This is a genomic window from Amycolatopsis sp. NBC_01286, from assembly GCF_035982555.1.
In the GTDB taxonomy this organism is placed as follows: domain Bacteria; phylum Actinomycetota; class Actinomycetes; order Mycobacteriales; family Pseudonocardiaceae; genus Amycolatopsis.
In genome coordinates this window covers 933,356-952,647 of sequence record NZ_CP108428.1, presented here as the reverse complement: position 1 = coordinate 952,647, position 19,292 = coordinate 933,356, and the positions used below count along the sequence as shown (strand labels likewise).

The 19,292-nt window shown below is 69.6% G+C and carries 14 protein-coding genes; 8 read left to right on the top strand and 6 right to left on the bottom strand.

Annotated elements, in window-relative coordinates:
- Positions 1–78: 78 nt before the first annotated feature.
- Genes OG570_RS04440 through OG570_RS04420 form a run of 5 tightly spaced genes read right to left on the bottom strand, consistent with a single transcriptional unit; the run spans position 79 to position 7,167 of the window.
- Positions 79–2,577: a LamG-like jellyroll fold domain-containing protein gene (locus OG570_RS04440; protein ID WP_326955697.1), complete on the bottom strand. Its 2,499-nt coding sequence runs from the start codon at positions 2,575–2,577 to the stop codon at positions 79–81.
- A gap of 31 nt (positions 2,578–2,608) precedes the next feature.
- Positions 2,609–3,583, bottom strand: a complete 975-nt coding sequence (locus OG570_RS04435) for an ABC transporter permease (protein ID WP_247061390.1) — start codon at positions 3,581–3,583, stop codon at positions 2,609–2,611.
- Positions 3,580–4,542: an ABC transporter permease gene (locus OG570_RS04430; protein WP_326946514.1), complete on the bottom strand. Its 963-nt coding sequence runs from the start codon at positions 4,540–4,542 to the stop codon at positions 3,580–3,582. The genes OG570_RS04435 and OG570_RS04430 overlap by 4 nt, the downstream gene beginning before the upstream one ends.
- Entirely contained in the window at positions 4,535–6,091 is a 1,557-nt protein-coding gene (locus OG570_RS04425) for a sugar ABC transporter ATP-binding protein (protein ID WP_326955696.1), read from the bottom strand. The genes OG570_RS04430 and OG570_RS04425 overlap by 8 nt, the downstream gene beginning before the upstream one ends.
- Positions 6,091–7,167, bottom strand: a complete 1,077-nt coding sequence (locus tag OG570_RS04420; protein WP_247061395.1) for an ABC transporter substrate-binding protein — start codon at positions 7,165–7,167, stop codon at positions 6,091–6,093. The genes OG570_RS04425 and OG570_RS04420 overlap by 1 nt, the downstream gene beginning before the upstream one ends.
- Before the next feature lie 155 nt (positions 7,168–7,322).
- On the opposite strand from OG570_RS04420, the gene OG570_RS04415 reads away from it, so the two are divergent.
- Positions 7,323–8,327, top strand: a complete 1,005-nt coding sequence (locus tag OG570_RS04415; RefSeq protein WP_326946516.1) for a LacI family DNA-binding transcriptional regulator — start codon at positions 7,323–7,325, stop codon at positions 8,325–8,327.
- Between the two features lie 425 nt (positions 8,328–8,752).
- Here OG570_RS04415 and OG570_RS04410 read toward each other — a convergent pair whose 3' ends face one another.
- Positions 8,753–9,916: an AAA family ATPase gene (locus OG570_RS04410; RefSeq protein WP_326955695.1), complete on the bottom strand. Its 1,164-nt coding sequence runs from the start codon at positions 9,914–9,916 to the stop codon at positions 8,753–8,755.
- A 192-nt stretch (positions 9,917–10,108) separates the two neighbouring features.
- Between OG570_RS04410 and OG570_RS04405 the strand changes: the two genes are divergently transcribed.
- From OG570_RS04405 to OG570_RS04375, 7 genes are read left to right on the top strand one after another with little or no spacing between them, the layout of a single operon-like run.
- Complete coding sequence (locus OG570_RS04405; protein WP_326955694.1) at positions 10,109–12,115, top strand: CBM35 domain-containing protein; 2,007 nt, start codon at positions 10,109–10,111, stop codon at positions 12,113–12,115.
- Positions 12,115–12,996 (top strand): carbohydrate ABC transporter permease, encoded by an 882-nt coding sequence (locus OG570_RS04400; protein ID WP_326946519.1) that lies wholly within the window; start codon positions 12,115–12,117, stop codon positions 12,994–12,996. The genes OG570_RS04405 and OG570_RS04400 overlap by 1 nt, the downstream gene beginning before the upstream one ends.
- An 8-nt stretch (positions 12,997–13,004) precedes the next feature.
- A complete protein-coding gene (locus tag OG570_RS04395; protein ID WP_326955693.1) occupies positions 13,005–13,886 on the top strand; it encodes a carbohydrate ABC transporter permease in 882 nt (293 codons plus the stop codon).
- Entirely contained in the window at positions 13,883–16,174 is a 2,292-nt protein-coding gene (locus OG570_RS04390) for a glycosyl hydrolase family 95 catalytic domain-containing protein (RefSeq protein WP_326955692.1), read from the top strand. The genes OG570_RS04395 and OG570_RS04390 overlap by 4 nt, the downstream gene beginning before the upstream one ends.
- Positions 16,174–17,124: an acetylxylan esterase gene (locus OG570_RS04385; protein WP_326955691.1), complete on the top strand. Its 951-nt coding sequence runs from the start codon at positions 16,174–16,176 to the stop codon at positions 17,122–17,124. The genes OG570_RS04390 and OG570_RS04385 overlap by 1 nt, the downstream gene beginning before the upstream one ends.
- A 22-nt stretch (positions 17,125–17,146) precedes the next feature.
- Complete coding sequence (locus OG570_RS04380; protein ID WP_326955690.1) at positions 17,147–18,493, top strand: ABC transporter substrate-binding protein; 1,347 nt, start codon at positions 17,147–17,149, stop codon at positions 18,491–18,493.
- Between the two features lie 30 nt (positions 18,494–18,523).
- Positions 18,524–19,195, top strand: coding sequence for a GntR family transcriptional regulator (locus OG570_RS04375; RefSeq protein WP_326955689.1), 672 nt, complete (start codon positions 18,524–18,526; stop codon positions 19,193–19,195).
- Positions 19,196–19,292 lie beyond the last annotated feature (97 nt).

Sequence of the window (19,292 nt, the reverse complement as noted above, 5' to 3'; positions counted from 1 at the left end):
GGTCCGGATGGTGTTACCCGGGAACGCGGAAAGGCCGCACCGGGATCTTCCCGATGCGGCCTTTCCGGACGAAACCGGCTACTTACCGCTGCTGTACAAGGCACTCACGTCCGCGTCGGACAGCGCGCGGTCGTAGACGTGCACCTGGTCCACCGCGCCGTCGAGGTAGTCGACCGGGCCACCGCCGTACTTTCCTCGGCCGATCACCGTGTGGCCCGTCGAAGCGTCGCCGAGGCAGACGCTCTTCGTGGCCGCCAGCTGGCCGTCCACGTACAGCTTCAGCGTGCCCGAAACCGCGTCGCGGACGCCGACCACGTGGTACCAGCGGTTCGCCTCCGGTGCGGTGGGCGCCAGCGCCCGCGTGCCCACGAAGCTGAACGCCAGCCGGTGGTCCGCGCCCGAGTACTGCAGGAAGAACGCGCTGGTGTTGTCGCCGTCCTGGCTGACCACCGTCTGGAAGCCGTCACCCACGGCGTTGAACTTGACCCACGCCGCCGCGCTGTAGCTGCCTTCGGTGTTCACCAGCGACGCGCCCGTGTCGGCGTACTGGCCCGACCCGTTCACCGCCAGTGCCGAACCGCTCTTGCCCTCGGTCCAGGACGCGCCGCCGACCAGCGTGGCGTCGTGGTCGCCGACGGCGTCCGTGGCCACCGTGCCGGTGTTCTCGTCGAACGGGTAGGCGGCGATGCCGTCGACCCCCGGCGTGCCCGCCGGCACCGAAGGCCCGGCCACCGGCTTTCCGGTGGCGCCCTTGATGACCGCCTGGTTGGCCGCGCGGACCGCCGCGAAGTCCATCTTCTTCACCTGCCTGTCGTAGGTGAAGAAGCCGTTGACCTCCTTCTCGACGTCGGTGGTCTGCGTGTAGACGCCGGCCGAGACGCCGCACCGCTGGGCGACCAGCAGCAGGCGCTGCTGCAGTTCGCCGTAGCGCCGGGTCAGCGTCGCGCTGTCGGGCTCCATCTCGTAGGCGAAGCTGCCCGCCGGGTCGAACTCGTGCCCGGCGACCTTCAGGCCGAGGCCGCCGTACTCACCGTCGACCGCGGCACGCGTGCCGGTCTGCACCGGTGTCCCCGGCCCGGTGTAGGTGTGGTCGTCGTAGATGTCACCGGCGCCACTGTCCGGTTCGGACCGGCAGCAGTTGACGCCGGACTCGGCGTCGACCAGCCGCGAGGAGTCCCACGACTTGACCTCGTCGGCGATCCGGCCGACCTCGTAGTCGCCCCAGCCCTCGTTGAACGGCACCCACGTGACGATCGACGGGAAACTGCGGTGCTGGTCGATCATCCGCCGCATCTCGGACTCGTAGTTGACGCGCGACGCGGCGCTCGGCTCGACGTCGTCCTTCATCGCCGGCATGTCCTGCCACACCAGCAACCCGAGCTTGTCGGCGTAGTAGTACCAGCGGTCCGGCTCGACCTTGATGTGCTTGCGCACCATGTTGAAGCCGAGCGCCTTCTCCTGCTGCAGGTCGAACTTCAGGGCCGCGTCGGTCGGCGCGGTGTAGATGCCGTCCGGCCAGAAACCCTGGTCCAGCGGGCCGACCTGCATGACGAACTTGCCGTTGAGCAGCATCCGCTGCTTGCCGTCGGCGGTCTTGCCGACGCTGACCGACCGGATGCCGAAGTACGAGCCGGCTTCATCCCCTGTGGACAGTCGCACCTTCAGGTCGTAGAGGAACGGGTCGTCCGGCGTCCACAGGTGCGGCCGGTCCACCTTGAGCTTCAACGGCTTGTTCGCGTCACCGGTGACGCGCCCGACCTGGCGGCCGTGGTCGTAGGCGATCGCTTCGACGCGCTGCTTGACCGGCCCGCCGACCACGGCGTTGATCGTGACCGACCCGGACGCGGCGTCCGGGGTGGTGTCGAGGCGGTCGATGTGCGCCGAGGCGACCGGCTCCATCCAGACGGTCTGCCAGATGCCGGAGGACGGCGTGTAGAAGATGCCGTCGCCGGGCTGGCGCTGCTTGCCGATCGGCTGCCCGCCCTGGTCGTTCGGGTCGGCGACGCCGACGACGATCTCCTGGGTCTTGGCCGTGGTCAGCGCGTCGGTGACGTCGACGGAGAACGCGTCGTAGCCGCCGGTGTGGCGGGTGACGGTCTTGCCGTTGACGATGACCGTGGCGTCGTAGTCGACGGCCTGGAAGTGCAGCTGCAGCCGCTGTCCCTTGCCGACCTGCCAGTTCTTGGGCACCTCGAAGGTGCGGCGGTACCACATGTTCGTCTCGTGGCGCATGATCCCGGACAGCGCGGACTCGACCGGGTACGGCACGAGGATCCGCTCGCCGAGCGTCTTCCCGATCGGCGCGGCCTCACCCGGGGTCGCCTTGGCGAACTCCCAGACGCCGTTGAGGTTCTGCCACTTGTCGCGGGTCAGCTGCGGCCGCGGGTAGTCGGGCAGGGCGTTGGCAGGCGAGACGTCCTTCGTCCACGGCGTGGACAGCGGGGGCGTCAGGCGTTGCCACTGGGGTGCGGCCGCGGCACTCGCCGCCGCCGGCACGGTGCCGAGACCGGCCACCGCGACGGCGAACGCGGCGGTGGCGGTGAGCCATCGGCGGGTTCTGAGGGCAGGACGAAACATCGTTGAGACCTCCTGGTGAGGGGAAGGGAGCTCAGCGGGTTCGGGACCGAGCCAGCAGGCGCTGGATCACCACGACGATGAGCAGGAAGGCCCCGCTCACCACCGTCTGGTAGTTGGAGTCGAGCGTGCCGACCTGGTTGATGACGTTCTGGATCAGCACCCGCAGCAGCACGCCGACGAGCGTGCCGACGATCGTCCCGGCGCCGCCGGTGAGCAGCGTGCCGCCGATGACGACGACCGAGATCGCGTCCAGCTCGGTGCCGACGCCGATCACCGTGACGCCGGACTGCAGGTACGCGGCGGTGAGGATGCCCGCGAAGCCGGCGAGCGCGCCGCTCAGTGTGTAGAGCGCGATCTTCGTGCGGACCACCGGCAGGCCCATCAGCAGCGCCGACTGCTCGGCACCGCCGATGGCGAACACCGACTGCCCGAACCCGGTGCGCCGCAACAGCACGCCGCCGAGCGCGAAGAGGACGAGCGTCAGGTACACCGGGACGCCGACGCCGAAGATCGTGCCCTGCCCGAGCCAGAGGATCGCCGAGCCGGGCTCGATCTTGAACGTCGTCGCGCCTTCGGAGGTGATGGCGAGCAGCAGGCCGCGGGCGAACAGCAGCGTCGCCAGCGTCACGATGAACGGCGCCATCCCGGTGCGGGCGATGAGCACGCCGTTGAGGAAGCCGATCGCCGAGCACACCACCAGCGGCAGCAGGAGCGCCACGAGCAGGCCGTACTGCGCGCCGTACGCGGCGAGCACGCCGCCGAGCGCGTAGTTCGAGCCGACCGACAGGTCGATGCCGCCGGAGATGATCACGAACGTCATGCCGAGCGCGATCACCGCGAGGAACGAACCCTGCAGCGCGAGGTCGCGCAGGTTGTCCGCGGACCCGAAGCGCGGGAACGCGAACCACGCGGCGGCGAGGCCGAGCACGAGCACGACGGCCGCGCCCTGGCGCTGCAGGACCCCGGCGAACGCGGCGTTGCGAGCTGTCGTCTGGGTGGCGGTCATTTGCGGCTCCGCTCACGGGCGACGTAGACGGCGACGACGATGATGGCCGCCTGGACCATCTGCGCCGTCGAGTCCGGCAGGTTGTGCTTGATCAGGGTGGCGTGCACCAGCTGCATGAGCAGCGCGCCGAACACGGTGCCGAGCACGCGGACCCGGCCGCCGGTCAGCGGCGTGCCGCCGACGACGACCGCGGTGATCGCGGACAGCTCCATCAGCAGCCCGAGGTCGTTGGGGTCGCTGGCGCCCAGCCGCGACGTCGCGAGCACGCCGGCCACCGCGGCCAGCGCCCCGGAGATGACGTAGACGCCGACCAGCACGCGCTTCACCGGGAGCCCGGCCAGGGAGCTGGCCGTCCGGTTGCCGCCGACGGCGACCAGCTGGCGGCCGAACGTCGTGCGCTGCACCAGCAGCCCGGCCAGCACCGCGAGCACGCCCGCGACGATGACCATGACCGGCACGCCGAGGACGTCACCCGTGCCCAGCGCCAGGAAGTCCTCGTTGCGCAGCTGGACGAGCTGGCCATGCGCGATCACGAGCGCGAGCCCGCGGCCGCCGACGAGCAGCGCCAGTGTCGCGATGATCGGCTGGATCCCCAGGTAGGCCACCAGGTAGCCGCTGAACAGGCCGGACAGGATGCCCGCGATCACCGCGACGATGACCGCCGTCAGCGGCCCGGCGCCGAGGTAGAGCGGGATGAGCGCGGCGGCGATCGACATCACCGAGCCGACCGACAGGTCGATGCCCTCGGTGCCGATCACCAGCGCCATGCCGAGCGCGACGATGCAGACCGGCGCGGCCTGCACCAGCTGCGTGCGGAAGTTGGCCGCGGACAGGAAGTTCTCGGTGAAGAAGACGTTGAACAGCAGCAGCACGACGACGGCCAGGTAGACGCCGTAGTTCTGCAGCCAGGCGGTGACCTTGGCCCGGTCCGGTGCCCTGGTCAGGGTGGCGCTAGACATCGTTGTCACCTTCCGCTGCGATCGCGGCCAGGACGTTTTCCTCGGTGATGCCGTCGCCGGTCAGCTCGCCGACGACCGAGCCGTCGCGCAGGACGACGACGCGGTCCGAGCCGTCGATCAGCTCTTCCAGCTCGGACGAGATGAGCAGCACGCCGAGGCCTTCCTTCGCGAGTTCGTCGATCAGCGCCTGGACCTCGGCCTTCGCACCGACGTCGATGCCGCGAGTCGGCTCGTCGAGCAGCAGGATCTTCGGGCCGGTGGCCAGCCAGCGGGCGAGCAGCACCTTCTGCTGGTTGCCGCCGGACAGCTCGGACACCTTCTGCTCGGGGCTCGAAGCCTTGATCCGCAGGCGCTCCATGAAGATCTTCACGACCTTCTCCTGCTTGGCCTTGCTGACCAGGCCGAACGGCGAGAGCGTCGGGAGCGCGGCGAGCACGATGTTCTCGCGGACCGACAGGTTCGGGATGATCCCGTCGGTCTTGCGGTCCTCGGCCAGCAGCGCGATGCCCGCGCGCATCGCCGAAGCGACCTTGCCCTTCTTGAGCGGCTTTCCGGCGAGCAGCACGGATCCGCCGTCGAGCGGGAACGCGCCGACGATGGCCCGCGCGGTCTCGCTGCGGCCGGAGCCGAGCAGCCCGGCCAGGCCGACGACCTCGCCGGGCCGGATGCTGACCGAGACGTCGTGCAGCCGGCGCATGCCGGACAGGTGTTCGGCCTTGAGCAGCGGTTCGCGTTCGACGTCGTGTTCCTCGCCGAACGCCGTGACGCCTTCTTCGCGGATCTGGCGGATCTCGCGCCCGAGCATCAGCGACACGAGCTCGATGCGCGGGAGCTTGGCCAGTGGTCCACTGTGGACGACGCGGCCGTCGCGCAGCACGGTGACGCTGTCGCAGACCCGGTACAGCTCGTCCATCCGGTGGCTGACGTAGACGATCGCGATGCCTTCGGCGTGCAACCGGTTCAGCACCTGGAAGAGCGTCTCGACCTCACGCGGTTCGAGCGACGACGTCGGTTCGTCCATGATGACGACCTTCGCCTCGGTCGACACCGCGCGGGCGAGGGCGACCATCTGCTGCGCGCCGACGCCCAGGGTGTGCAGCGGGCGCTTGACGTCGTCGTCGATGCCGTAGCCCTTGAGCAGCTCGCGGGCGTCGGCGTACATCTTGGACCAGTCGACGAGCCCCGCTCTGGTGCGCGGTTCGCGGCCGAGGAAGACGTTGCTGGCGATGCTCATCAGCGGGACGAGGTTGACCTCCTGGTAGATCGTGGAGATCCCGGCCCGCTGCGCTTCGATCGGCCGCTTGAACGTCACCGGCTCGCCGAGGTGGCGGACCTCGCCCTCGTCGGGCTGGTAGACGCCGGTGAGCACCTTGATCAGCGTCGACTTGCCGGCGCCGTTCTCCCCGACGAGGGCGTGCACCTCGCCGGGGGCGAGCCGGAAGCTGACGTCGTCGAGCGCGAGGGTGCCGGGGAACCGTTTGGTCACCCCGGCCACCTCGAGCACCGGTGCGGTCGTCATCGCGACGTCCTCTTCGGTGGCTGCGGTCATCAGTACGCGTTCCCGACCTTCTGCGCCGCGTTGGTCTCGTCGTACTGGTCGTCGGTGATCACGATGCTCGGCGCGATCGGCTGGCCGTCGGCGAACTTCTGGAGCGTGTCGAAGGCGAGCTGGCCGAAGCGCGGGTTGGACTCGATGACGGCGTTGTAGCTGCCGTCGGCGATCAGCTGCACGGCGTTGCGCGTGCCGTCGACCGAGACGACCTTGACGTCCTTGCCCGGCGCCTTGCCCGCGGTCTTGAGCGCGTTGACGGCGCCGATGCCCATCTCGTCGTTCTCGGCGTAGACGGCGGTGAGGTCCGGGTGGCTCTGGATGAGCTGCTCCATGACGGCCTGGCCCTTGGACCGGTCGAACTCGCCGGTCTGCTCGGCGACCACGGACAGGCCGGGCGTCTTGGCCAGCTCGTCCTTGAAGCCCGAGGTGCGGTCGGTCGTCACGTTGTTGCCCGACGCGCCGAGCAGGATCGCAACCTTCCCGTTGCCGCCGGTCGCCTTCACCATCGCGTCGGCCGCGCGCTTGCCCTGCTCGACGAAGTTGGAGCCGATGAAGGTCAGGTAGTCGGTGCACGGCGCCGACGTCACCTTGCGGTCGACGGTGACGACCGGGACCTTCTTGGCCTTCGCGGCGTCGAGCGCCGGCTGGAGGCCGTCGGAGTTCAGCGGCGCGACGATCAGCAGCTGCGCGCCCCGGTCGAGCAGCGACTTGATGTCGCTGATCTGCCGGTTGAGGTCGCTCTGGGCGTTGGTGACGAGCAGCTTGTCGGTGGGGATGCCGAGCTTCGCGGCCTGGTCGCGAATGGACTGCGTCTCGGCGATCCGGAAGGGGTTGGCCTCCTTTTCGGACTGCGAGAAGCCGATCACCGCGGTCTTCGGGTCGATCTTGGGGTAGCCGGTCTTCGCCAGCGTGCAGCCGTCGGCGGAGGGCGCGGCGGAAGAGGCGGACGCGGCCGGCCCGCCGCCGTTCGACGGTGCGGCCGGGGTCTCCTCCCGAGCGGTGCAGGAGGTGAGGGTGAGCGCGGCGGCGGCCGCGGTGACCAGGACCAGGCGGGGACGGGTGGACAGCGGCACAGCGACTCCTCGGGCAGCGACGGTGGTGGCCCGCTCACCGGGGTGATCGGAGTCACCGCGGGAGCCTTGAGGTACTTTTTACATCGTTGGAACAACGTTGTAAACCGGCAAATTGTCGCTATGCTCTGGCTCACGCCGATGTGAAGGGATCGCCCGTGACCGTGACGCTCAAGGACGTCGCCACGCTCGCCGGAGTGTCGGTGAAGACGGTGTCGAACGTGGTGAACGGCTATGCCTTCGTCAAGCCGGAGAACCGCCGGCGCGTCGAAGAAGCCCTGGCGGCGACCGGTTACCGGCCGAACGTGGGGGCGCGCAACCTGCGTCGCGGCCGCACCGGGTTCCTGGCGCTGATGGTGCCGGAGCTGTCCATCCCGTACTTCGGCGAACTCGCCGGTCTGGTCATCACGGCGGCCCAGAAACGGGGCTGGAGTGTCTTGATCGAACAGACCCAGGGCACGCGCGAGCGCGAGCGCAAGACGCTGTCGTCGCTGGGCCCCCACCTGGTCGACGGCGCGCTGGTCCACCCGGAGGCGCTGGAGGCCGCGGATTTTCCGGACGAACCGGGCGGAATCCCCCTGGTGATGCTGGGCGAGCACGCGGTCGACGTCCCCATCGATCACGTCGCGATAGACAACGTCCTGGCGGCGCACATGGCCGTGTCCCACCTGGCCTCCCTGGGCCGCACCCGCATCGCGGCGATCGGCCGCAACCCGGCGCGCGGCACGTCGTCCCAGCGCCTGGCGGGCTACCGCTCCGCGCTGACCGACGCGGGACTGTCCTATTCGGACTCCCTGGTGGCGCCGGCCGAGAAGTGGCACCGAGGTTACGGAGCGGCGGCGATGAAGTCGTTGCTGGCGTTGCCGTCGCGGCCTGATGCGGTCTTTTGTTTCAACGACCTGCTGGCGATCGGCGCACTGCGGGCGGTGGCGGAGCTGGGGCTGCGGGTACCCGAGGACGTCGCGATCGTGGGCTTCGACAACAACGAGGAGAGCGCGTTCTCCCTACCGGCGTTGACGACGATCGCCCCGGACAAGACGGCACTGGCAGAAGCGGCGATCGACCTGGTGCACCGCCGCATCACGGGGGAGAAGTCGGCGCCACCACAGGACGTCCAGACGCCATTCGCACTGGAGATCCGCGAAAGCACCAAGGGCCGCTGACGCTCAGCAGGGTGGTCGCCTCTCGTACCCACACGGTCGGCTCACGTACCTGGACGGTCGGCTCACGTACTTGGGCAGTCGGCTCACGAACCGACCCTCTGGGTACGCGAACTGACCTTCTGGGTACGTGAGCCGACTCTTCCGGTACGCGAGCCGACCCTCTGGGTACGCGAATTGACCCTCTGGGTATGTGAGCCGACTGCCCGAGTGCCGGTCAGCAGGCTGGAGGCCGCGGCGAGACTGGAGCCGTAGAACGTAGTCGAGCGCATGCCTGTCACGCGAACCGGCGAACTCGCGTGCCCAGACGGTCGTCTCGCGTACCCCGACGGTCGGTTCGCGTACCTGAGCAGTCGGCTCACGAACCGACCTTCTGGGCACGCGAGCCGACCTTCGCGGTACGCGAGCCCACCCGCTGGGGGCAGGCTTCAGCGGGTGGGCCAGTGCCACGACGGGCGGTCCAACCTCCCCTGGCCGACGAGCTTGGTCTCGCCGTACTCCTTCTCCAGCTCCACCTCGCCCACCTTCGCGATCTCCGACAGTGCCCTGATCAGCGGCTGCGCGTGCGAGACCACCACCACCTGGGTCTCCTTCGCCGCGACGGCGATCAGCGATGCCAGCGCCGGCAACAGGTCCGGGTGCAGGCTGGTCTCCGGCTCGTTCAGCACCAGCAGTTCCGGGGGACGCGGCGAAAGCAGCGCCGCCACCCACAGCAGGAACCGTAGAGTCCCGTCCGACAGCTCGGCGGTTTCCAGCGGGCGCAGCAAGCCGTGCTGGTGGAAGCGGACCGTGAACCGGCCTTCCGGTGCCACCACCTCCAGGCGTGACCCCGGGAACGCTTGGTCCACCACCGCGTCCAGCTCCGAAGCGCGGCCGATCTCGATGATCGTGCGCAGGGCCGCCGCCAGGTCGGCGCCGTCGTGGGAGAGCACCGGGGTGCGGGTGCCGATCTGGGACTGGCGGGCCGGAGCCGCCGCGTCCGTGCGGAAGTGGTCGTAGAACCGCCAGCCGCGGATGCGCTCGCGGACCACCAGCAGCTCCGGGCACGCCCTCGGGTCGGCGAACTCGCTCAGCATGCTGTCGGTCAACCGGATCTTGTGGACGTCCTCGCCCCAGCCGCCGGACGCCACCCGCGTGCGGACCGCCGGGCCCGAGCGGTCGGCCAGCAACGCCGACGGGCGAAGCACCGGGCCGGACCACACCGCTTCGCGCTTGAACTCCGGGTCGCGGTTGAACATCGTGTCCAGGGGCTGCGGCAGGCCCAGGTCGAGCGCGTAGCCGTACTCGTCGCCCGCGAACCCCAGCCGCAGGCCGCGGGCCTTCGTCCGCACCGTGCCCTGGACCGGCGTGCGCCCCTCGCGCACCGACCGCCCGATCGTCTCCGGGCCGGCCCACAACGTCGACGGCAGCCCGCCCTCGTGGGCCAGCGCCGCCACGGCGCCGTTGCGGGACGCGTCCGCCAGCAGCCGCAGCGCCCGGTACAGGCTCGACTTGCCGCTGCCGTTCGGCCCGGTGACGACGGTCAGCCCGGACAGCGGCAGCACCAGGTCGCGCAGCGAGCGGTAGTTCTCGACGGCCAGCGTGGTCAACATGCCTCGAACCTAACCGCCACCCCCGACAACTTCCGATTCATCAGATCTTTGGTCACGCGCAAGCGTTGACAGCATCGGACCTGTGCAGTCAGAATCTCCAGTCGTCGATCCTATAGGATCCATGGTTCTCGTAATAAGGACCGTGGTCCTCCGATGTCTGACGTAGTTCCCCCGACCTCGAAGGAGTGGTCAATGGCAGCCTCCCGTGTCAGCCGGGCCCTGGGTGTCCTCGGCGGCCTGACGGTGCTCGCGGGCCTGCTCACGGCGCCGGCCGCGGCCCAAGCGGCCCAAGTGGCCCCGGAGAACCGGCAGCAGCCGCTCGCCCAGAAGCCGTACCTGGGCTGGAGCAGCTGGAGCCTCGAGTCGACGAACTACCCCGGCGTCAACCCGGCCGGTTCAGCGAGCTGGCTCACCGAAAAGCACGTCCTGCAGCAGGCCGACGTCCTCGCGGCGAAGTTCAAGCAACACGGCTACGAGTACGTCAACATCGACGCCGGCTGGTCCAATGGCTTCGACCAGTACGCGCGCCCGGTCGTCAACCCGGCGACGTTCCCCGACGGCATGGCCTACGTCGCCGACTACGTCCACAAGAAGGGCCTCAAGCTCGGCTCGTACCTGGCGGTCGGTCTGGACCTCAAGGCCTACAACGACGGCAACTCCCCGATCGCGGGCACCACGAGCTGCCACACCAAAGACCTCGTCTACCCCGACCTGCGCAAGACCAACGGCTGGGACTCCGCCTACAAGATCGACTTCACGAACCCGTGCGCCCAGTCCTACGTGGACTCGGTGGCGCAGCTGCTGGCCGGCTGGGGCGTCGACTTCCTCAAGCTCGACGGCGTCGGTCCCGGCTCCTTCAAGGGCGGCCCGAACTACACCAACACCACCGACGTCGAGGCGTGGCACAAAGCCATCGCCAAGACGGGCCGCTCGATGGAGTTCGTCGTCTCGTGGGCGCTGAGCCACCGCCAGGCCGACGTCTGGAAGGCGAACACGAACGGCTGGCGCGTCGACACGGACGTCGAGTGCTACTGCGACACCCTCGTGACCTGGAACAACTCGGTCAAGCAGCGCTGGAACGACGTCGTGCAGTGGATCCCCGACGCCGGCCCCGGCCACTGGAACAACCTCGACTCCCTCGACGTCGGCAGCGGAAAGATGGACGGCCTCACCGAGGCCGAGCGCCAGAGCTACATGACGCTCTGGGCGATCGAGGCCGCGCCGCTCTACATCGGCGACGACCTGACCCAGCTCGACGACTACGGCGTCAAGCTCCTGACCAACGACGAGGTCATCGCCGTCAACCAGGCCGGCATCCCGGCCAAGCCGGTGAGCCAGACGAGTGACCAGCAGGTCTGGTCGAACCGCAACGCCGACGGCAGCTACACCGTCGCCCTGTTCAACCTCGCCGCGACGCCCGCCCGCGTCACCGCGGACCTCGCGCAGCTCGGCATCACCGGCCCGGTCCAGATCCGCGACCTCTGGTCCCACAAGGAAAGCACCGCTTCCGCCGACCTGCCGGTGCACGGCTCGCGCCTGCTGAAGGTCACCCCGCGCGACCGCGACACGCTGCAGGCGCCGGGTGTCGTGCACGCCACCGGCGTCACCGGCACCGGCGTCTCGCTGGCCTGGGACGCGTCGAAGGGCGCGCAGAACTACGACGTCTTCGCGAACGGTCACAAAATGACGTCCACCAACACCGCCAACGCGACCGTCACCGGGCTCAAGCCGTCGACCGCGTACGACTTCACGGTCGTCGCGAACCAGCGGAACGGCCGCCCGTCCGCGCCCAGCCAGAAGTACTCCCTGACGACACCGGCAGCCGACGGACCGAAGACGTACGAGGCGGAAAACGGCACCCCGCAAGGCGGCGCGACCGTCTACGACTGCGCGTGCTCGGGCGGCAAGAAGGTCGGCTACCTCGGCGGCAGCGGCTACGTCGTGCTGCCGGCGGTGACCGTGCCCAAGGCCGGCGTCTACCTGTTGCAGTTGTCCTATGTGGACGGCGACTCCAGCCGGACCGGCATCGTGACGATCAACGGGACGTCGTTCCCGCTTCCGGTCGCCGGGAGCAACGACGACGACTGGAACACGCCGCAGAGCACGACCGTCCAGGTCTGGCTGCAGGCCGGGGCCAACACGGTCCAGATCGGCAACCAGGCCGGGTACGTCTACGACGTCGACAAGATCACCGTCTAGTGGGGTCGGTCGCCCACCGGCGGGACGCGCCGATCGCGTGGCTGCTCATCAGCCCCGCGCTCGCCGGGTTCGCCGTGTTCTTCGCCTACCCGACCCTGCGCGGGCTGTACCTGAGCTTCACCGAGTTCCACGTCCTGTCCGAACCGCGCTGGATCGGCCTGGGCAACTTCCGGGAACTCTTCGGGGACGCCACGTTCTGGCACTCGCTGGTCGTCACGATCTACTTCGTGACGGTCTCGGTGGTGCTGGGCATCCTGGTTTCCCTGGTGACGGCGGTGATCCTGCACCGGCTCGCGGTGTCGGCCACCGTCCGCGGGCTGATGATCCTGCCGTTCCTCATCTCCGGCGTCGTCACCGCGCTGGTCTGGTCGTGGATGCTCGACCCGCAGCTCGGCATCGTCAACGTCGTCATCACGAAGCTCACCGGCGAGCCGGTGCTGTTCTTCGGCTCGGGCGGCTGGGCGGTGCCGACGCTGGCCGGGCTCAACGTCTGGAAGTCCATGGGCTACAACGCGGTCCTGATCTTCGCCGGGCTGCAGACCATCCCGGCGACGATCTACGAGGCCGGCCGGATCGACGGCGCGAGCGAGCTGCAGATGTTCCGCCGGCTCACCGTGCCGCTGCTGCGGCCGATCCTGGTGATGGTCGTGGTGCTGACGGTGATCAGCTCGTTCCAGATCTTCGACATCGTGCAGGTGACGACCAAGGGCGGGCCGGCGGACGCGTCGAAGGTGCTGCAGATGTACATCTACGACAAGGCGTTCGGCCAGTTCGACTTCGGGTACGCCGCGACCATGTCGCTCGCGCTGTTCGTGCTGCTCGCCGCCGTCACCTTCGCTCAGCTCCGGATGGCTCGCGCGGGCGAGTCCGACACCGACTAGGAGTGGTCGTGCGCAGACGGTTGTCCCCGGGCCGGCTCGTCGCCTGGGCGTACCTCGTGATCGTCCTGGTGGTGACGATCTTCCCGTTCTACTGGATCGTGCGGACGGCGCTGTCGAACAACTACGCGATGGCGACGGACCCGTCTTCACTGGTCCCGGTCGACTTCACGCTGGGCGCGTTCAAACGCGCGCTCGGCCTGGCGTCCCCGGCCGAAGCCGCCGCGCAGGGCGGGTCGGCCGCGTCGATCGACCTGCTGTCGGCGCTGCGGAACTCGATCGTCTACGCGGTGCTGCTCACCGTCTGCACGGTGTTCTTCTCCGCGCTGGCCGCGTTCGCGTTCTCGCGGCTGCGGTGGAAGGGGCGCAACGCGCTGTTCGCGGTGCTGCTGACCGCGTTGATGGTGCCGCAGGTGCTGACGCTGCTGCCGAACTTCGTGCTGGTCAAGGACCTCGGTCTGCTCAACAGCTTCGGCGGGATGATCCTGCCGACGGCGTTCTTCTCCGCGTTCAACATCTTCTTCCTGCGCCAGTTCATGCTCGGCATCAGCACCGAGATCGAGGAAGCCGCGATCATCGACGGCGCCGGCCCGCTGCGCGTCTGCTTCCGGATCGTGCTCCCGATGAGCGCCGCCCCGATTGCGACCCTGGGCCTGCTGACGTTCATCAACACCTGGAACGACTACCTGTGGCCGCTGCTGGTCACCAACGACGACACCGTCCGCCCGCTGACCTTGGCGCTCGCGGTGTTCAAGCAGTCGTCGCCGCAGGCGGCCCTGGACTGGGCCGGCCTGATGGCCGCCACGCTCGTCGCCGCGCTCCCGATGCTCCTGCTGTTCGTGGCGTTCGGCCGCCGCTTGGTGAACTCGATCGGCTTCACGGGGTTGAAATGACCGATCTCCTGCTCTCCTGGCCACACCCGGCCGCGGAATGGACCGAGGCCATGCCGATCGGCAACGGCCGGCTCGGCGCAATGGTCTTCGGCGGCGCCGGACGCACGCGGATCCAGGTCAACGACGCCACGGTCTGGTCCGGCACGCCGAATGGTCCCGCGTCTGCTTTGAAGGACATCGACGCCGGACCGGACCAGCTCGGCGAGGTGCGCGAAGCCGTGTTCGCGCAGGACTTCCGGCGCGCCGAGGACCTCCTGATGGCGTTCGAAGGCCCGTACAGCCAGGAGTTCCTGCCGTACGTCGACCTTTGGCTGACGCTGCCCGAAGGCACCTCCCACGGCCGGACGCTCAACCTCGACAACGGCGTCGCGACCGAACGGCTCACCATCGGCGGTCACGACGTCGAGCGGACGACCTGGGTGAGCCGTCCCGCGCAGGCACTGTGCGTCGCACTGACGTCGTCCGGGCCCCTGGACGTCGACGTCGATGTGTCGACACGGCTGCGGGAGGTCTCGCGAGATGGGCTCGACCTGGGCATCGAGATCCCGGTCGACGGCGCGCCGCGGCACGAACCGCAGGTGGAAGAGCCGCTGCGGTACGGCACCGCGGACGGCTACGACCCCTTCGCCGCGGTCGCCGTCCGCGTCAGCCGCACCCGCACCCAGGTCCTGATCACCTTGGCCAGCTCGACCAGCGCGTACGACGCCTGGATCGGCGACCGCCAGCACACCCGCGACGAGCACCGTCGACGCGCCGCGGTCCTCGCCGAGCAGGCCATCAAGACCGGGACGGCGGAGCTGCGACGCGCGCACGAAGCCGACCTGCGGCCCTTGCTGAGCGCGTCCTCGCTCAGGATCGGCGACCGACGCGGCGGCACCCACGACGTCGCCGAACTGCTGTCCGGAACGGACGAGCAGCTCACCGCCACCGTCCTCTTCCAGTACGGCCGCTACCTCCTGGCCGGCGCGTCCCGGCCCGGTGCGCCGCCGGCGAACCTGCAGGGCATCTGGAACGACGACCTCCGCCCGGCCTGGTCGTCGAACTACACCGTCAACATCAACACCCAGATGAACTACTGGGCCGCCGAGACGACCGGGCTCGGCGAGTGCCACCTCCCGCTGTTCGACCTGCTCGGCAAGCTCGCGGTCACCGGCGCCGACGTCGCGCGCGAGCTGTACGGCGCCCGCGGCTGGGTCACCCACCACAACACCGACCCGTGGGGCTGGGCGCTGCCGGTCGGGATGGGGCACGGCAACCCGTCGTGGGCGCTCTGGCAGATGGGTGGCGCGTGGCTGGTCCAGCACGCCTGGGAGCACTGGGACTTCACCCGCGACCGCGTGTTCCTCGAGAAGACGGCGTGGCCGCTGCTGCGCGGGTGCGCCGAGTTCTGCCTGGACTGGCTGGTCGAACGAGACGGCTTCCTGGAGACGTGCCCGTCGACGTCCCCGGAGAACCTCTTCCTGTCCGAAGCCGGGACGACGGAGTCGCTGACGTACTCGGTGACGATGGACATCGCGCTGATCCGCGCGGTGTTCGAGCGTTGCCTCGCCGCGGCGGACGCGCTCGACGTCCACGATCCGTTGTGCGCCGAGATCGCCCTCGCGCTGCCCCGTCTGCGTCCGCCGGCGATCACGGAAGGCGGCTGGCTGCAGGAATGGGCCGAGGACCTCCCCGAGGACGATCCGGCGCACCGGCACATGTCCCAGATGGTCGCGCTCTACCCGCTCGGGCAGATCGACGCCGTCGCGACACCGGACCTCGCCGAAGCCGCGCGAGTGCTGCTCGAACGCCGTGGACCAGGCGCGATGGGCTGGTCGTGGGCCTGGAAGATCGCCCTGCGCGCGCGGCTCGGCGACGGCGAGACCGCCCGGAAGCTGCTCGGCGAGGCGTCGCAGCCGTTCACCGGCGACCGTCATCGCGACGCGCCGGTCGACGGCTCCGAGTGGGGCGGGCTGCTGCCCAACCTGTTCAGCACGCACCCGCCGTTCCAGATCGACGGCACCTACGGCTTCCCCGCCGGGCTCGTGGAACTGGTGCTGCAGAGCCAGAACGACGTCGTCACGCTGCTCCCGGCGCTGCCCGCGGAGTGGGCGAACGGCGAGGCGCGGGGGTTGCGCTGCCGCGGTGGGCTCGCGGTGGACCTCGAATGGCGCGAAGGTGAGCTGGTCTACGCCGTGCTGCGGCGGCTGTCCGGCGACCCGGCCGGCGTGGTGCGCGTGCGCTTCCGCGGCCGGGAGACCGAGCTGCGGCTGCGGGCCGGCGAGTCCACCGTCCTGAAAGGACTCTGATGCTCACCGACCTCGGTCTCGCCGCGCTGTGGGAGTACCGCAGCGACTACGCCGCCCCCGCCGACTTCGACGAATTCTGGACGTCGACCCTCGACGACGCCCGTGACCACGACCTGGCCCTGGAAGTCACGCCGGTCGAGACGCCGTTGCGGACCCTCGACGTCTTCGACGTGACGTTCGCAGGCTTCGGCGGCCACCCGGTCCGCGCCTGGCTGCGGCTGCCGCGCGGCGTCGAGGGCCCGCGGCCCGCGATCGTCCAGTTCCACGGGTACGGCGGCAGCCGGGGGAGCGCGCTACAGGAGCTGACCTGGGCGTCCGCCGGGTACGCGCACCTGCAGGTCGACGTCCGCGGCCAGGGCGGCGTGACCCCCGACCCGGTCGGCAGCGGACCCGCGTACCCCGGCCACCTGACGCGCGGCATCGACAGCCGCGAAACCTACGTCTACCGGCGGATCTTCGCCGACGCGGCCCGCGCGGTGGACGCCGTGCGCGCGCTCGACGTCGTCGACGCGGCGCGGGTCGCGGTGCTCGGCAACAGCCAGGGCGGCGGCATCGCGCTCGCCGCGGCGGCGCTGGTCCCGGACGTCGCCGCGCTGCACGCCCAAGCCCCGTTCCTCTGCGACTTCCGGCGGGCCAGCCTGATCGCGGGGGAGCGGCCGTACGTCGAGCTGACGCGGTACCTGGCCGACAAGCGGGACGCCGTCGCGCGGACGTTCGAGGTGCTGTCCTACTTCGACGGCGTCGGCTTCGCGGCCCGCGCCACCGCGCCCGCCTGGTTCTCCGCCGGGCTGATGGACGGGATCGTGCCGCCGTCCACGGTGTTCGGCGCCTACCACGCCTACAAGGGCCCGAAGCAGATCGGCGTCTGGGAATACAACGGCCACGACGCCGGCGGCGCGGACGACGTCCAGGCGGTACTCGAAGGGTTCCGGCCGATCCTGCGGCCATGACCATCCACAATGGAGTGACAAGATGAGAACTTTGGCGATCGGCCTGGTGGCGACGCTGGGAGCCCTGGTGGCCGCCTGCGGCGATGGCTCGGCGAGCGGCAACGGGAACACCGTCAACTGGTGGACCTGGGACGACAAGCAGGCGGCGGCCTACCAGAGCTGCGCGTCCGCCTTCGAGAAGGCCAACCCCGGCACCACGGTGAAGATCACGCAGTACAACGTGGACGACTACTTCACCAAGCTGACCGCCGGGTTCGTCGCGGGCACCGCGCCCGACGCGTTCCAGAACAGCGTCCAGTACTTCCAGGCCTACGCCGCGCAGCACCAGCTGCTGCCGCTGGACGACCTCGTCGCCCGCGACAAGTTCGACCTGAAGCGGTTCTCCGTCGGCGTCGACTCGTGGAAGTTCACCGACGGCAAGCAGTACGCGCTGCCGCTCGACTGGTCCGCGACCGGGATCTACTACAACGTCGACACCATCACGAAGGCCGGTTACACCCCTGCCGACCTGGCGAAGCTGACCTGGAACCCCGACGACGGCGGGACGTTCGAGAAGGTCGCGGAGCACCTGAGCGTCGACAAGAACGGCGTCCGCGGCGACCAGCCCGGCTTCGACAAGGACCACGTCGCCACCTTCGGCACCGGCCAGCTCGCCTCGCGGGACTTCATCGGCGAGTCGACGTGGAGCTCGTTCGCGATGACCACCGGCTGGCGCCTGGCCGACAAGCAGACGTGGCCGACGAAGTTCGGCTACGACGACCCGGTGTTCGCCAAGACGATGAACTGGGTGCGCTCACTGGCCGACCGCGGGTTCTCCCCGAAGATCGGCACGTTCACCACCGGCGGTCAGGCGACGATCAGCGACACCGACCTGATCGGCTCGGGCAAGGTGGCGATGGAGACGGCGGGGTCGTGGACGGCCGGCACGTTCGCGAAGCTGCCCGGCGTCAAGGTGGGCATCGCGCCCACCGTGCTCGGGCCGTCCGGGAAGCGCGCGCTGCTGTCCAATTCGAACGGGAACAACATCTGGGCGGGCACGAAGAACCCGGACCTGACCTGGAAGTGGGTCTCGTACATGGGTTCGCCGGACTGCCAGTCGGCCGCCGGCGCGAGCGGTACGTTCTTCCCGTCGATCCCGGCGTCGATGGACGCGGCGGCAGCGGCGGTGAAGGGCCAGGGCGTCGACCTGTCGGTGTTCACCACGATGATGAAGGACGGCTCGCTCGTCCCGGCCGTCGTCTACGGCAACGGCGCGGCGCTGCAGGACGCGGAACGGCCGCTGTTCGAGGCGTACTTCGCGCACCAGCGCGACGACGACGTCTTCGCCGAGATGGCGCAGAAGAGCAGCCAGATCCTGGGCAAGCAGTAGCCTGTAGTCACCAGCGATGAGGGAGTCAGGGTGAGTTCCGGACGACGGCTCGAGGCACTGCCGAACCGGCAGGTGCTGGCGGACGGCGTCTACGAGCAGATCCGGGCGCTGATCATGAACGACGGCATCGAGCCGGGCGCGCGGGTGAACATCGACGAGATCGCCCGCGAGCTCGGCGTCTCCGGCACGCCGGTGCGCGAAGCACTGGCGCGGCTGGAGTCCGAGGAGCTGGTCAGCCGGCTGCCGTTGCGCGGTTACCGCGTCACGGAGTTGCTGAACCGCAAGGAAGTCGACGACGTGTACGCGCTGCGGCTGCTGCTGGAGCCGCCGTCCGCGGCCCTGGCGGCGGCGGCGATGTCGGACGCGAGTGTCGCCGCGCTGGAAGCCGAGCTGGCGACGTGCCCGGCGGCCCCGGTCGACGACGCGTACAGCGACTACAAGGCCCTGACCGCGCACGACGCCCGGCTGCACGAGCTGATCCTGCACCTGGCCGGCAACGTCGCGGTGGAGCAGGCGTTCGCCCGCACCCACTGCCACCTGCACTTCTTCCGGCTGAACTACAACCAGCCGTTCGGCGAGCAGACGATCGCCGAGCACCGGACGATCGTGGACGCCCTGGTCGCGGGCAGCGCCGCGGGAGCCCGCAAGGCGATGACAGCCCACCTGGAGGTGGCCCGGGACCGCCTGGTCTCCCGCCTCTGAACGCCGTGTCGACCCGCCAATCACGCGTGTCGGCTTCGCAATCACGCGTGTCGACCCTTCCGTCACGTGCGAAGGCCGCACCGGGCGTACCCGGTGC